The sequence below is a fragment of the Actinocorallia aurea genome (assembly GCF_054783995.1).
Genome location: NZ_BAAGPQ010000040.1, coordinates 33,376 through 46,645, shown reverse-complemented (window position 1 = coordinate 46,645; position 13,270 = coordinate 33,376). Strand labels below are relative to the sequence as shown.

Sequence of the window (13,270 nt, the reverse complement as noted above, 5' to 3'; positions counted from 1 at the left end):
ACGAGGAAGGGATTCCACCGCTCATGAGCGAGGCAGCGACTCCGACGGCGGGACGCACCCGTCTCGGGGCATCCCTCGGGCTGCTCATCTTCGCGATCGTCGTCGCGGTGTCGGCCTTCGCCCAGGTCGGCCTGGCCCGCGACGGCACCCTGCCGACGGGCATGTACAGCTACGGCCTGGCCATCGCGGCCCTGTCGGGTGTGGCGTTCTTCGTGGTGCGCAGGTTCGCGCCCTACGCCGACCCTGTGCTGCTGCCGCTGGCGATGCTGCTGAACGGCCTCGGCCTGGCGATGATCTACCGGATCGACCAGACGACGATCGCCACGTTCGCCGAGGACAAGGCCCGCTTCGAGACGGCCCACCCCGGTGAGAAGTACGTGCCGTTCGGCGCGGGTGCCAACGTCAACGGGCAGCTGCTGTGGACGGTCCTGTCGATCGGCCTGTTCATCGGCGCGCTGATCCTGCTGCGCGACATCAAGATCCTCCAGCGGTACCACTACACGCTGGGCGCGATCGGCCTCGTGCTGCTCGTCGCGCCGGTCTTCTTCCCGGGCGTGAACGGCTCCAAGATCTGGATCCAGCTCGGTCCGCTGTCGGTACAGCCCGCGGAGTTCTGCAAGTTCGCCTTCATCGCCTTCTTCGCCGCGTATCTGGTGAAGAAGCGGGCGGCGCTGTCCCTGGTGAGCCGCAAGGTCGGCCCGCTGGAGCTGCCGCGCCCGCGCGACCTGATGCCGATCCTCGTCTTCTGGGTGATCGCGTTGATGATCCTCGCGGTGGAGAACGACTTCGGCACCGCGCTGCTGTTCTTCGGCCTGTTCGTCTCGATGGTCTACATCGCCACCGGCAAGGCCTCCTGGGTCATCATCGGCGTCGGCATGTTCCTCGGCGGCGCGCTGCTGCTCTACGGCCTCGCGCACGTGATCGGCGGACCGCTGGAGCACGTCAACCAGCGCATCGAGATCTGGCTGGAGCCCGAGGCGTTCTTCGGCAACGGCTGCTCGCACGGCGGCGAGATCTTCAACAAGGTCAGCGACCTCGACGGTTACAACGCCTGCGTCGAGAGCGGCGGCAACATCTCCAACAGCGAGCAGCTCATGAAGGGCCTGTTCGCGCTCGGCCAGGGCGGCATCATGGGCACCGGCCTCGGCCAGGGCCAGCCGTACCTGAACGACCTCGCCTTCAGCGACGAGATCTTCACCTCGTTCGGCGAGGAGCTGGGCCTCACCGGCCTCATGGCGATCCTGCTCGTCTACGTCCTGCTCGTCGAGCGCGGCTTCAAGATCGCGATCGCCACCAAGGACGAGTTCTCCAAGCTCTTCGCGGGCGGCATCTCGTTCGTCTTCGCACTCCAGGTCTTCGCGATCTGCGGCGGTGTCACGAAGCTCATCCCGTTCACCGGTCTGACGACGCCGTTCCTGACCCAGGGCGGGTCGTCCCTGCTGGCCAACTGGATCCTCATCGCGATCCTGCTGCGGCTCAGCCACGAGGCGCGCAAGCCGGCGCCGGTCGCGATCCAGGACGAGGGAATGACGCAGATCGTCAACCTGAGGGGGGCCCAGGAATGAGCGCGGGCAACATGAACAAGGAGCTGAAGCGGGTCGGCCTGGTCGGGCTGGCGCTGATCGGCGTCCTCGCGATCAACGTCAACTGGATCCAGGCCGGGCAGGCCGAGGACCTCCGGGTCCACGCCCTGAACAACCGGCCGCTCCAGGGCGTGGCGCTGCGGGCGCGCGGCGACATCGTCTCGGCCGACGGGGTCAAGATGGCCTGGTCCGACGCGCTCAGCCCGGGCGACGCCAAGACCAAGTACCAGCGCCGCTACATCAAGAACGCCGAGGCGTTCATGCCCGTCACCGGCTACTACGCCGGGACCATGCAGAAGGGCGGGCTGGAGCTCGCCTACAACTCCCTGCTCGACGGCACCGACCCTCGGCAGAGCGCCAGCGCCGACTCGTGGGTCCGCATGCTCACCGGGGAGAAGCCCCTGGGCGGCAGCCTGTACACCACGATCGACTCCAAGGCCCAGATCAAGGCCTACCAGACGCTCGCCGCGCAGAACCCGCTGCGCGCCGCGGCCGTCGTCGTGGACGCCAAGACCGGGGCGATCAAGGTCGCCGCGAGCTACCCGTCGTTCGACCCGTCGACGGTCGCCGACATCAAGAACCCGGGCGACGACCAGAAGAAGCTGGACAAGCTCTCCAAGGCCGACCAGCAGCCGATGGTCGACAAGGCCTACAGCGAGCTGTTCCCGCCCGGATCGTCGTTCAAGACGGTCGTCGCGGCTGCCTTCCTCAGCAAGGACGGCAACACCAAGGACAGCTCGGTGCCGTCCCCGACCACGGTGCCGACCGGCGGCGGCCAGATCGGCAACAGCCACAACGACAACATCTGCGGCGTGGGCAGCGCCCCGCTGATCGGCACGTTCGCCCAGTCCTGCAACACCACCTACGCGCTGCTGGGCGTCGAGGACAACGAAGGCGTCCGGGCGCAGTCGGAGAAGTTCGGGTTCTTCAAGGAGATCCCGATCGAGCAGGACCTGAGCGCCCCCGCCTCCCAGTACCCCCACGACGCCGGGCACCGGGACGAGATCCTGCGGGGCTCGTTCGGCCAGGGCGAGACCAAGGCCACGACCCTCCAGATGGCCATGGTCGGCGCCGCGATCGCCAACGGCGGCGAGATGATGAAGCCCTACCTGGTCGCCAAGGCCGTGGGCCGGATCGAGGGCGACGAAGGCAAGCCCGAGGAGACCGGCACGATCCACGAGGCCGAGGAGGAGGTCTTCGGCAAGCCGATCAGCTCCGACGTGGCGAGCCAGCTCCAGGACATGATGCGCGAGGTCGTCAACTCCGGAACGGCGACGAACCTCCAGGGACGTAACATCGCCGGAAAGACGGGTACGACGGAACTGACGGCTACCCGAGGAGGCGCCTGGTTCGTTGGATTCGCCCCGGCGGACGACCCCAAGTACGGCTTCGCCGTCTTCGTCGAAGGCAGCACGAGCCTCTTCGGTGCCAGCACCTCGGGCCCCATCGCCGCGGACATCATCGACGCCCTGGGGAAGAAGTGAGTCCCATCACATCGCAACGACAGCGCAGCGTGATCCCCGCGCTCCGGAAAGCATACGGGCACGCGCTCGGAGCCACGGTAACGATTACCACACCTTCTTCCCTCGCCGAACCTAATCCCGAGAGCACTACCCCTCGGGCGCTAGGTTCGGGTAACAAGGTTTGACTCGGATCGAAGGAACTCGAAGACATGACACAGCCTCGGCTGCTCGGTGGCCGTTACGAGCTCGGTGGGGTCATCGGGCGCGGCGGCATGGCCGAGGTGTTCCGTGCCCGTGACCTTCGCCTCGACCGGACCGTCGCCATCAAGACACTGCGCACCGACCTGGCCAGGGACGCCACGTTCCAGGCCCGGTTCCGGCGCGAGGCGCAGTCGGCGGCGTCGCTGAACCACCCGTCGATCATCGCGGTGTACGACACCGGCGAGGACGACTTCAACGGCCAGCCGATCCCCTACATCGTCATGGAGTTCGTCGAGGGCCACACGCTGCGCGAGCTGATCCGCCCCGAGGGTGGGCAGGAGCGGCGGCTGCGGCCCGAGCGCGCGCTGGAGATCACCGACGGCATCCTGCGCGCCCTCGACTACTCCCACCGCGGCGGGATCATCCACCGCGACATCAAGCCGGCCAACGTCATGCTGACCCGCTCGCACGAGGTCAAGGTGATGGACTTCGGCATCGCCCGCGCGATGTCGGACTCGGCCGCGACGATGACCGCGACCGCCCAGGTGATCGGCACCGCCCAGTACCTCTCGCCCGAGCAGGCCCGCGGCGAGCGCGTCGACGCGCGCAGCGACCTGTACTCCGCGGGCTGCGTCCTGTACGAACTGCTGACCAGCAGGCCGCCGTTCCAGGGCGACTCCCCCGTGGCGATCGCCTACCAGCACGTCCGCGAGGAGCCGATCCCGCCGTCGCAGATCGACCCGGAGATCCCCCAGTGGGCCGACCGGATCGTGCTGAAGGCGATGACGAAGGACCCGGCGCACCGGTACCAGAGCGCCTCGGAGTTCCGCGCCGACATCCAGCGGGCCATGCAGGGCCTGCAGGTGGCCTCGCAGTCGACGTCCACGATGGTCGTGCCGCCGATGGCCGGCACCCAGGTGATGGGCGCGGCGCCCGGACAGACCCGCGTGCAGCCGCCCGTGGGCCCGGCGACCTACGCGGGCCAGGGCTACAGCGACCTCCCGCCGGTCCGCTACGACGACACCCAGTACGGCAACCGCGCGCAGGGCCCCGGCGGCCCCGGCGGCGCCGGCGGCACCGGCCGTGACGACGACGAGCAGCCCGGCAAGAAGGCGCAGAACCTCGCGCTCTACGTGCTGGTCGGCGTCGTCGTGTTCGGCCTGCTCGCCGGCCTGGTGGCCTGGGTCACCAGCGGCGGCGGCGGGGACGACGGTTCGAGCGACACCGTCACGATCGGCAACATCGTCAACCAGTCCGAGGCGGACGCCAAGGCCTCGTTGGAGAAGGCCGGGCTCACGGTGAAGACCCAGCAGGAGCCCAGCGACGACATCGACGCGGGCAACGCCACCCGCACCGACCCTGAGGCCGGCACCGAGGTGAAGGCCGGATCCGACGTCACGCTGTTCATCTCCTCCGGCAAGGGCAAGGTGACGATCCCGACCGGCCTGAACGGTCAGCCTCTCGACGACGTGCGGCGGACCCTGGAGGACCTCGGGCTGTCCGTGAACGTCAAGCAGGTCACCAACAGCGCCGCGCCGGGCACCGTGATCAAGACGCAGCCGGGCGGCGGACAGAAGGTCGAGTCGGGCGCGACCGTCACCGTCACGGTCGCCAAGGCCGAAGAGCTGATCACGATGCCGGACCTCTTCGGACTCAACCCGCAGGAGGCGCAGGCCGAACTCGAACGCCTCGGCCTGACCGGATTCCGGTTCCAGACCGTGGCCCCCGAGGGCGACGTCGAGCCCGGCACGGTCTTCAAGACCAACCCGGAGGCCGGCACCCAGGTCAAGAAGGACCAGTCGATCGTCGTCTACGTGGCCGAGGACATCCAGACGCCGCCGACCGACCCGACCGCGACCACGCCTCCGGTCGACCCGAACGTGCCGACCCCGCCCGTCGAAGGCGACGACGGCGTCCGCGAGGGGCTCTACCGGGAGCCCTGAGTCCGCTGAGAACGCCGGAGCCCGGACCCTCGAAGGGTCCGGGCTCCTCTGCGTCTGAGGCCTTCGGCAGGCCGCGGAAATGCACAAGGGGCTTCCGCCACTCGGGGGCGATGGCGGAAACCCCTCATACGGTGATCGCGGCCTCGTACACCCCCGTTACAGGTTTCTCAGATCCGGTGGAAGGAATCTTCTTCCGGATCCCGCCGCAGGCTCCTGAGCCAGTTCGCGAGCATCGCGTCGCCGTGCTCGCTGAGGATCGACTCCGGATGGAACTGGACGCCCTCGACGGGTGCCGTCCGGTGCCGCAGGCCCATGACGACGCCGTCGGGCGTCCTGGCGGTGACCTCAAGGACCTTGGGGACGGTCGCGGGATCCACGGCGAGGGAGTGGTACCGGGTCGCCTTGAACGGGGAGGGCAGCCCGGCGAAGACGCCTGCGCCGTCATGGTGGATCTCGCTCGTGTAGCCGTGCACGACGGCGGGCGCGTGGCCGACGGAGGCGCCGTGGACGTGCGCGAGGGCCTGCATGCCGAGGCAGACGCCCAGGACGGGCCGCCGCGTGGTCTCGGCGTCGCGCAGGAGGTCCAGGCAGATCCCGGTGTCGGCGGGGTGGCCGGGGCCCGGACTGATCAGGATGCCGTCGGCGGCCGCGGCGTCGGCGCGCGAGGTGCGGGCGCGTTCCCTGACGTCGCAGTCCGCGCCGAGGGCGAGCAGCGCCTGGACGAGGTTGTAGACGAAGCTGTCGCGGTTGTCGACGACGAGGACGCGGGGCCGCTCAGGTGCCGTCATGGACGGTGCCGTTGTCGAACTGGAGCATCGGCATCACCGCCGGGAACACCCAGTACCACAGGACCGCGGCGGCGATCAGCACGAGCAGGAGCGAGATCCCGGCCTTGGCGGCGGGGTGCCGGACGGGCAGGTGGCGCCAGATCCACAGGTACATCAGGCGGACTTCCTCTGTTCTTCGGTGACCCGGGGGGTCTGCGAGTCGAGCTCACCGAAGATGATGAGCCGCTGCGCCGCAGAGTACTTCGGATGACACGTCGTCAGAGTGATAAGTCGGTCTTTTGGCTTCCTTCCCGGATGAAACGGGACAGGATCGGTCACATCCACCCGGTCGGGCGTGACGACCTTGCGGTCGGTCACCTTGTAGACGTACTGCATCTCCCGCGTGTCGATGAGGATCTCATCGCCCTTGTCCAGCTCGCCGATCCGGTTGAACGGCGCCGAGTACGTCGTCCGGTGGCCGGAGACCACGAAGTTGCCGAGGCCGCCGGGCATGGCGGTGTCCGGATAGTGCCCGGGTCCCTTGCGGAGGTCGGGCACCCCGACGCCCTCCACAATGACGAAACGGTACTTCTTCCCGAATTTCGGGATACGGATGAGAGCGACGCCCTCACCGAGTCTGACCTTCTCGGTGGTGACCTTCTGGGGCTGCGCCCACACGCGGTCGAGCTGCCGGTGCAGGTCCTCCTGGGCCTCGGTGGTGTACCGGCCGGTTCCCCAGAGCGTGTAGCAGGCGAAGAGGACGACCACGACCCCGAAGGTCAGGAACAGCTCCCCCAGACCCTTGATGAAGCCGCGGATCATGGCGTCAACCTATCAGCGCGGCGCGAGGCGGCCACTTCGCGTCTCGGGGCGACTCGGACGCTGTGGGCACCGCAGGTAGGCGACTAGACTTCCCCCGACTGGATTTCTGCGCGGGCGCGCTGACCGCGCACCGCAATAGGAGAAGCCGTGGCCAAGTCCAAGACCCGCAAGAAGGCCGTCTACACCCCGCCGGTGCGGGCTGAGCAGGCCGCCGTATCGCCCCGCTGGCTGGTGCCCGTCATGCTGGCCGCCTGGCTGATCGGCCTGGGCTGGATCGCCACCTACTACGTGGGCGCGAGCACGGGCTCGACCATCCCGCTGATCAGCGACCTGGGCAACTGGAACCTGGGCATCGGCTTCGCGCTGATCATCGTCGGCGTGGTCCTGTCGACCAAGTGGCGCTAGCCCCTACCCACTTTTTCGCAGCACTAATCCACGACTTTTTCCACACCCCTGTGGATAACTTCGAGTTATCCACAGGGGTGCTCCGTCATGCGCTCGCACCGGGATGGGCCTCCGGAAAAGAACAGAACCGGCCGACGCGCGCCGAGGCGGCGGCGATCGGCCGGCTTCGCGGAACGGGCGCGGCCCGCGGCGTCAGAAGAGAACCGCCGTGCGGGCCAGGACCAGGGCGACGAACACCGCCAGGAGAGCCACCGAGAAGGCGGCCTGGATCAGCGTCTGCTTCGCGCGCGGAGCGTAGACGTAGACCGCCGCCACGACGGCGCCCGTGAGAAGACCGCCGATATGGCCCTGCCAGCTGATGTTGAAGCCCGGCAGGAAGGTGAAGACCAGGTTCACCACGAGGATCAGGGCGATCGGCCGGATGTCCAGGTTCAGTCTGCGCGACAGCACGAAGACCGCGCCGAACAGGCCGAAGATCGCGCCCGACGCGCCCGCCGTCGCCGACCACAGCGGCGACGCCCAGTAGACGAGCACGGCGCCGCCCAATGCGCTCAGCACGTAGAGGGCGGCGAACCGGACACGCCCCAGCGACAGCTCCAGCGACTGGCCCAGCGCCCACAGCGCCCACATGTTGAGCGCCAGATGGGGCAGGCCGTAGTGCAGGAACGCCGACGTGACCAAGCGGTAGTACTCGTCGTACATCGCGACGTCGAACGGTCGCAGCCCGAAGGCCGCCTCGAACCTCGCGACCCCGTTCGTGAGGTACGCGAGCAGGAACACCGCGACGTTGGCGCCGATCAGGGTCCACGTCAGCACCGGCCGCGTCGCGACGTCGCCGCCGAACCTGCCGGTGGCGGTGCGGACCGTCCTGTTGCCTTCGCGCACGCACTCCGGGCACTGAAAGCCGACCGACGCGGGGACCATGCAGTCGGGGCAGATCGGCCTATCGCACCGGGTGCAGCGGACATAGGTCTCCCGACCGGGATGGCGGTAGCACTGCGGCGGCGCCTCGGCCGGGTGCGGGGCGGGAGGTTGCTCGGTCACGTCAGGGACAACGACTAGGCGCGCTCGATCGTCACGGACTCCAGCACGATGTCCTTGACCGGCCTGTCGTTGCGGCCGGTCTGGGTCTTGCCGATCGCCGCGACGACGTCCTGGCCCTCGATGACCTCGCCGAACAGGGTGTGGCCGCCGTTCAGGTGCGGGGTCGGCACCGTGGTGACGAAGAACTGGGAGCCGTTGGTGCCCCGGCCGCCGCGCTTGCCCGCGTTGGCCATCGCCAGCAGGTAGGGGCGGTTGAACTTGTTCTCCGCGTGGATCTCGTCGTCGAAGTCGTAGCCCGGGCCGCCGATGCCCTGACCGAGCGGGTCGCCGCCCTGGATCATGAAGTTGTCGATCACGCGGTGGAAGATCGTCCCGTTGTACAGGGGCGTCTTGGACTTCACACCGGTCTCCGGGTGCGTCCACTCCTTCGTGCCCTCGGCGAGCCCGACGAAGTTGGCGACCGTGTTGGGCGCGAGGTCGGGGAACAGCCGGACCTTGAACGTGCCCTGGTTGGTGGTGAAGGTGGCGAGCGTCTCCGCCATGGTGAAGTCCTCCGTCGTTGGTTCTCTTTGCCTCTCCCGTCATCCTGCCACGACCGCGTCCCACCGGACGACGCGGGTCACAGCGCGAAGTGCCCGTATCGTCACCAGGTGTGATGTCCGGGGGGCGGGGAATGGTGGGTTTCAGAACTTCAGGCATCGGGGGGAAGCGTGTCCATACGACTGTCAATTCGCAGGGTTCCCAAGGAGGTCAGCCGGTCTCAGCGGCTCATGGACTACGGCACTTCGGCCATGTCCCATGCGCGCAGCGGCGCCTCGAACGCCGCGGGCTGGATGTCGCCGGCCTACGGGAGCACCAGGCGCTTCGCCACCGACCGGATGCTGGCCACCCGGGGCTGGACCGCTCCGCAGATAGACCGCTCGGCCGACTTCTTCGACGACTACATCGCGCCGCGCATAAGCGGGATGATGCACGGCACCGCGCACTGGGTCGAGCCGACGCGGCACCGCCGCGGCAGGTCGATGATGGTCGGCGGGGCCGCGCTGTTCGCCCTCGGCTGCGCCTGCGCCGGGATCATCGCGGCCCGCCGTCGCAACCGCCTCGCCGACCTGCTGGAGCCGGAGATCGGCATCAGCGAGCGGCAGTACACCGACGAGCACACCTCGGGCTCCTACCAGCCCGCGACGGGCTACAGCAGCTCCTCCTACAGCGGCGGCATGGGCCGCGGCGGCGGCACCGGCCACAGCCGCGGCATCGGCCACGACTGAACGCTCCTAGGCCGTTGACCGGGCGCCCCGGGAACCCGCGCGCCCGGTCGGCGGGCTACCTGCCTACCGGCAGGTAGCCGACTTTTCGGTTACCGGTACCTTTGCCCCATGTTGAAGGATGGGGTACGCAAGCTTGCCGCGGCGGCCGTGCACCGCATGAGCGCGACGGTCCGCCGACTGGGTGAGATCACCCCCGCCACCCCCGGCGGCAAGCGGTTCCACCACCTCGGCGAAGGCGTCTGCATCGCCTTCCCGCAAGGCGCCATCTTCGGCGACCCCTGGATCTCCATCGGAGCCCACACCCTCGTCGGCACCCACGTGTCGATCTCCGCCGGATTCGTCCCCGACCTGGACCTCGGCCCCGACGTCATCGTCAAGATCGGCTCGGCGTGCTCCATCGGCCGCGGCAGCCACATCGTCGGCCACCAGTCCATCGAGATCGGCGACGACGTCTTCACCGGCCCCTACGTCTACATCACCGACCAGAACCACACCTACGCCGAACTCGACGCCCCCATCGGCCGCCAGTGGCCGGAGAACTCCCCCGTCGTCATCGGCGACGGCTGCTGGCTCGGCACCCAGGCCGTCATCCTCCCCGGCACGAAACTCGGCAAGAACGTCGCCGTGGCCGCCGGCGCCGTCGTCCGCGGCGAATTCCCCGACAACTGCGTCATCGGCGGCATCCCCGCCAAGATCCTCCGTCGCCACGACCCCGACGAGGGCTGGATCCCTCCCATGAAGGAGCGCCCCGTCCCCACCGCGGAAGAACTCGCCCTCCTGGCCCTCACCATGGAAGGCCTCCAAGAGTTCCAAGACCGAATGCGCAAAGACCCCGCCTAAGGCGAATCCGCAGGCCTCTCAGCGGCCCATGTACTTCTTGCCGGGTTCGAGTCTGCCGCCGAGGACGTCGGTGACCGTGGCAAGGGTGAGGCCCTTTTTCTTGGCGGCCCTGAGGATGGCGGGGACTGCGGCGACGGTGGTGGGGTGGATGTCGTGGAGGAGGATGATCGCGCCGGGGCGCAGGCCGCGGATGGCGCGGCGGGCGACGACGGAGGATTTGCGGTCGAGCCAGTCGTCGGTGTCCACGGACCAGATGATCTCGGCGAGGCCGTTGGACTTGGCGATCTTGGCGACGCGGGAGTCGGTGGCGCCGTAGGGCGGGCGCATGAGGGTCGGTTTGAAGCCGAGGATGCGCTCGATGGCCTTGGACGTGCCCTCGACCTCGCGCTTGATCCGCGCCGTGGAAGCCGCGTCGAGCTGGGTGTGGTGCCAGGTGTGGTTGCCGACCTCGTGGCCCTCCTCGACCTCGCGGAACACGAGATCGGGGTACTGCACGGCCTGTCCGCCGACGACGAAGAACGTCGCCTTCGCTTTCGCAGCGGACAGCAGGTCGAGGAGGCGGCCGGTGTGGTCGCCCGGGCCGTCGTCGAAGGTCAGGGCCACGCACTTGTGCACGGTGCAGTCGGTGACCGGGCGCTGGAAGTCCTTGAGCGGGGGGCGGCTCGGCGAGGCCGCAGGGGTCGCCTTGACGACGGGGGCCGCGGTGGGCGTCTTGGGCACGGTGCCGGAGCCCGGGACCGACCCGGCGGTGAGCAGCAGGGCCGCGGCCGCCAGCGCGACAGCGGTCGCCGGTCTCTCGCCCAGACGCAACAGATCCCCTGGCTTACTCCGTGGCCACCATGAACCCTTGGAGTCTAGGACCCCGGAGGCCACCACGGCGCTTCAGCGGAAAAACCAATACAAAAGGCCGGAATTCCCCTGAGAGAATTCCGGCCTTTCGCCGTTTCGTCAGGCGTTCGTCGCGCGCCGCGGACGGCCGCCGCCGCTGTGCCGGTTGCCGGTCCGGTGCGGACGGTCGCCGCCCCGGTGGCCGCCCTCACGGTCTCCACCGCGGTAGCCGCCGCCGTTGCTCTCGCCGCCCCGGTAGCCGCCGCCACCGTTGCTGTCGCCCCGGTAACCGCCGCCACCGTTGCTCTCGCCGCCGCGGTAACCGCCGCCGCCGTTGCTCTCGCTGCCCCGGTAGCCGCCGCCGTTGCCTTCGCCGCCGCGGTAGCCACCGTTGTTGCCGCTGTTACCGCCGTTGTTGCCGCCGCGGTAGCCGCCACCGCTGTTGCCCTCGCGGTCGCCGCGGTAGCCGCCGCGCTCGCCGCGCGGCTCGAAGGAGCGGCCGCCGTCCTCGCGGCGCGGCCGGCCCTCGCCGGAGCCCTCGCCGTCGCGGAACCGGCGGGGGCCGCCGCCGCGGCGCGGGCCGCGGCCGTAACCGCCTCCGCCGCCGCCCTGGCGACGCGCCGGGCGCTTGTCGTGCTCGGGAATGATCGGCTCGGGGATCGGCTCGCCCGAAGGCTCACGCGCGCCCGTCAGCTTCACCAGCGACGGGTCCATCGAGGTGACCTTGAGCCGCTCGGCCTGGATGCCCGCGCGCCGCATCATCGACGTGGTCGCGCGCACCTGGTGGGAGAGCACCATCGTCACGACGGTGCCCTTCTCGCCCGCCCGGGCGGTGCGGCCCGCGCGGTGCATGTAGTCCTTGTGGTCCGCCGGCGGGTCCACGTGCAGGACGAGGCTCACGTCGTCGACGTGGATGCCGCGCGCGGCGACGTCCGTCGCGACCAGGACGCCGATCCGGCCCTCACGGAACTCCGCGAGGGTGCGGGTGCGCAGGTTCTGCGACTTGCCGCCGTGCAGGCCCGCGGCCCGGACGCCCACCGACGTGAGCTGCTTGGCGATCCGGTCCACCCCGTGCTTGGTGCGGGCGAAGATGATCGTGCGGCCCTCGCGGTTGGCGATCTCCGCGGTGATCGTGTTCTTCTCCTTCGGCGGCACGAGGATCAGGTGGTGCTCCATCGTGTCGACCGGGTCGTTGATCTCGCTGAGCGCGTGGGTGACCGGGTTGTTCAGGTACTTGTTCACCAGGACGTCGACCTCGCGGTCCAGCGTCGCGGAGAACAGCATCCGCTGGCCGCCGGGGCGGACCTGGTCGAGGATGTCGGTGACGTCGGGCAGGAAGCCCATGTCGGCCATGTGGTCGGCCTCGTCCAGGACGGCGATCTGCACGTCGGACAGGTCGCAGGCGCCCTGGCGCATGAGGTCCTTGAGGCGGCCCGGCGTGGCCACCAGGATCTCGACGCCCCGGCGCAGCGCGTCGATCTGGCGCGGCATCGAGGTCTGCCCGATGACGGTCTTCATGCGCAGGCCGACGGCCCGGCCGAGCGGCTCGAGGTTCGTCTGGACCTGCTGGGCCAGTTCACGCGTCGGCACGAGGATCAGGCCGAGGGGCTTCTTCGGACGCGCCTGGCGCTGCGCGAGCAGCGTCATGAGCGGCAGGCCGAAGCCGAGGGTCTTGCCGGAGCCGGTCTTGCCCCGGCCGAGGATGTCGCGACCGGCGAGGGCGTCCGGGATGGACGCGGCCTGGATCGGGAACGGGTGGGTGATGCCGCCGCGAGCCAGGGACTCGACGAGGGCGGCGGGCAGGCCCAGCTCTGCGAAGGAAGGGAGGTTCTCCTCTTCCGGGGCAGCGTTGGACACAGCAGCGGAGACGTCTGACACGTACAGCCTTCCGAGAGGGGGGCACGTCTCGGGAGGCCCTCGGCACCACAGCCCGCAGGGCGGGGCACGGTACGGGTCGACAAGAGGGTCGCTGCAAGGACGAGCCCGGCGGCCGAGGCAACGGCGCGCCGACATGGTTGCGGTCTAACGCCATGGATCGCCGGGCCCTTATTGCCCGTGTTTTCCGTGGCGACTGCCCAGCATACCCGCACGGGTCGCCGAACCGGA

13 protein-coding genes are annotated in these 13,270 nt (G+C 69.3%); 6 read left to right on the top strand and 7 right to left on the bottom strand.

Translation table 11 applies throughout. The annotated features are described in order from the left end of the window. Positions 1-23: 23 nt before the first annotated feature. The 3 genes from ACYVOM_RS40565 to pknB all read left to right on the top strand — a co-directional run bounded on the left by ACYVOM_RS40565 (position 24) and on the right by pknB (position 5,190). Entirely contained in the window at positions 24-1,565 is a 1,542-nt protein-coding gene (locus ACYVOM_RS40565; RefSeq protein WP_460308958.1) for an FtsW/RodA/SpoVE family cell cycle protein, read from the top strand. Beyond that, positions 1,562-3,067, top strand: a complete 1,506-nt coding sequence (locus tag ACYVOM_RS40560; RefSeq protein WP_460308957.1) for a penicillin-binding transpeptidase domain-containing protein — start codon at positions 1,562-1,564, stop codon at positions 3,065-3,067. Before ACYVOM_RS40565 ends, ACYVOM_RS40560 begins: the two co-directional genes overlap by 4 nt. Positions 3,068-3,255: 188 nt before the next feature. Beyond that, the gene (pknB, locus tag ACYVOM_RS40555) at positions 3,256-5,190 is read left to right on the top strand and encodes a Stk1 family PASTA domain-containing Ser/Thr kinase (RefSeq protein ID WP_460308956.1); all 1,935 of its coding nucleotides are present in this window, start codon (positions 3,256-3,258) and stop codon (positions 5,188-5,190) included. 167 nt (positions 5,191-5,357) lie between these two features. Here the strand turns inward: pknB and ACYVOM_RS40550 are convergent, their stop codons facing one another. From ACYVOM_RS40550 to ACYVOM_RS40540, 3 genes are read right to left on the bottom strand one after another with little or no spacing between them, the layout of a single operon-like run. Beyond that, entirely contained in the window at positions 5,358-5,978 is a 621-nt protein-coding gene (locus tag ACYVOM_RS40550; protein WP_460308955.1) for an anthranilate synthase component II, read from the bottom strand. After that, positions 5,965-6,132 (bottom strand): hypothetical protein, encoded by a 168-nt coding sequence (locus tag ACYVOM_RS40545; protein WP_460308954.1) that lies wholly within the window; start codon positions 6,130-6,132, stop codon positions 5,965-5,967. The genes ACYVOM_RS40550 and ACYVOM_RS40545 overlap by 14 nt, the downstream gene beginning before the upstream one ends. Next, positions 6,132-6,779, bottom strand: coding sequence for a class E sortase (locus tag ACYVOM_RS40540; protein WP_460308953.1), 648 nt, complete (start codon positions 6,777-6,779; stop codon positions 6,132-6,134). The genes ACYVOM_RS40545 and ACYVOM_RS40540 overlap by 1 nt, the downstream gene beginning before the upstream one ends. Positions 6,780-6,926: 147 nt before the next feature. On the opposite strand from ACYVOM_RS40540, the gene ACYVOM_RS40535 reads away from it, so the two are divergent. Beyond that, positions 6,927-7,184, top strand: a complete 258-nt coding sequence (locus tag ACYVOM_RS40535; RefSeq protein ID WP_460308952.1) for a cell division protein CrgA — start codon at positions 6,927-6,929, stop codon at positions 7,182-7,184. A 192-nt stretch (positions 7,185-7,376) separates the two neighbouring features. Here the strand turns inward: ACYVOM_RS40535 and ACYVOM_RS40530 are convergent, their stop codons facing one another. Both ACYVOM_RS40530 and ACYVOM_RS40525 read right to left on the bottom strand, forming a co-directional pair. After that, on the bottom strand, positions 7,377-8,228 hold the full coding sequence (locus ACYVOM_RS40530) for a rhomboid family intramembrane serine protease (RefSeq protein ID WP_460308951.1): 852 nt from the start codon (positions 8,226-8,228) through the stop codon (positions 7,377-7,379). A 14-nt stretch (positions 8,229-8,242) separates the two neighbouring features. Beyond that, on the bottom strand, positions 8,243-8,770 hold the full coding sequence (locus ACYVOM_RS40525) for a peptidylprolyl isomerase (RefSeq protein WP_460308950.1): 528 nt from the start codon (positions 8,768-8,770) through the stop codon (positions 8,243-8,245). A 228-nt stretch (positions 8,771-8,998) separates the two neighbouring features. Here ACYVOM_RS40525 and ACYVOM_RS40520 point away from each other — a divergent pair, with 228 nt between their 5' ends. Further along, positions 8,999-9,496, top strand: coding sequence for a hypothetical protein (locus tag ACYVOM_RS40520; RefSeq protein ID WP_460308949.1), 498 nt, complete (start codon positions 8,999-9,001; stop codon positions 9,494-9,496). Between the two features lie 108 nt (positions 9,497-9,604). Further along, positions 9,605-10,336, top strand: coding sequence for an acyltransferase (locus tag ACYVOM_RS40515; RefSeq protein WP_460308948.1), 732 nt, complete (start codon positions 9,605-9,607; stop codon positions 10,334-10,336). 18 nt (positions 10,337-10,354) lie between these two features. On the opposite strand, the gene ACYVOM_RS40510 is transcribed toward ACYVOM_RS40515, so the two are convergent. Both ACYVOM_RS40510 and ACYVOM_RS40505 read right to left on the bottom strand, forming a co-directional pair. Further along, positions 10,355-11,146: a polysaccharide deacetylase family protein gene (locus ACYVOM_RS40510; protein ID WP_460308947.1), complete on the bottom strand. Its 792-nt coding sequence runs from the start codon at positions 11,144-11,146 to the stop codon at positions 10,355-10,357. Between the two features lie 138 nt (positions 11,147-11,284). Then, positions 11,285-13,021, bottom strand: coding sequence for a DEAD/DEAH box helicase (locus ACYVOM_RS40505; RefSeq protein WP_460308946.1), 1,737 nt, complete (start codon positions 13,019-13,021; stop codon positions 11,285-11,287). Positions 13,022-13,270: the final 249 nt, after the last annotated feature.

What these genes read in the sequence shown, in the direction of transcription:
- ACYVOM_RS40565 (WP_460308958.1), top strand. Translation starts at nt 24, where the DNA reads ATGAGCGAGGCAGCGACTCCGACGGCGGGACGCACCCGTCTCGGGGCA.
- ACYVOM_RS40560 (WP_460308957.1), top strand. Translation starts at nt 1,562, where the DNA reads ATGAGCGCGGGCAACATGAACAAGGAGCTGAAGCGGGTCGGCCTGGTC.
- pknB (WP_460308956.1), top strand. Translation starts at nt 3,256, where the DNA reads ATGACACAGCCTCGGCTGCTCGGTGGCCGTTACGAGCTCGGTGGGGTC.
- ACYVOM_RS40550 (WP_460308955.1), bottom strand. Translation starts at nt 5,978, where the DNA reads ATGACGGCACCTGAGCGGCCCCGCGTCCTCGTCGTCGACAACCGCGAC.
- ACYVOM_RS40545 (WP_460308954.1), bottom strand. Translation starts at nt 6,132, where the DNA reads ATGTACCTGTGGATCTGGCGCCACCTGCCCGTCCGGCACCCCGCCGCC.
- ACYVOM_RS40540 (WP_460308953.1), bottom strand. Translation starts at nt 6,779, where the DNA reads ATGATCCGCGGCTTCATCAAGGGTCTGGGGGAGCTGTTCCTGACCTTC.
- ACYVOM_RS40525 (WP_460308950.1), bottom strand. Translation starts at nt 8,770, where the DNA reads ATGGCGGAGACGCTCGCCACCTTCACCACCAACCAGGGCACGTTCAAG.
- ACYVOM_RS40520 (WP_460308949.1), top strand. Translation starts at nt 8,999, where the DNA reads ATGGACTACGGCACTTCGGCCATGTCCCATGCGCGCAGCGGCGCCTCG.
- ACYVOM_RS40515 (WP_460308948.1), top strand. Translation starts at nt 9,605, where the DNA reads ATGTTGAAGGATGGGGTACGCAAGCTTGCCGCGGCGGCCGTGCACCGC.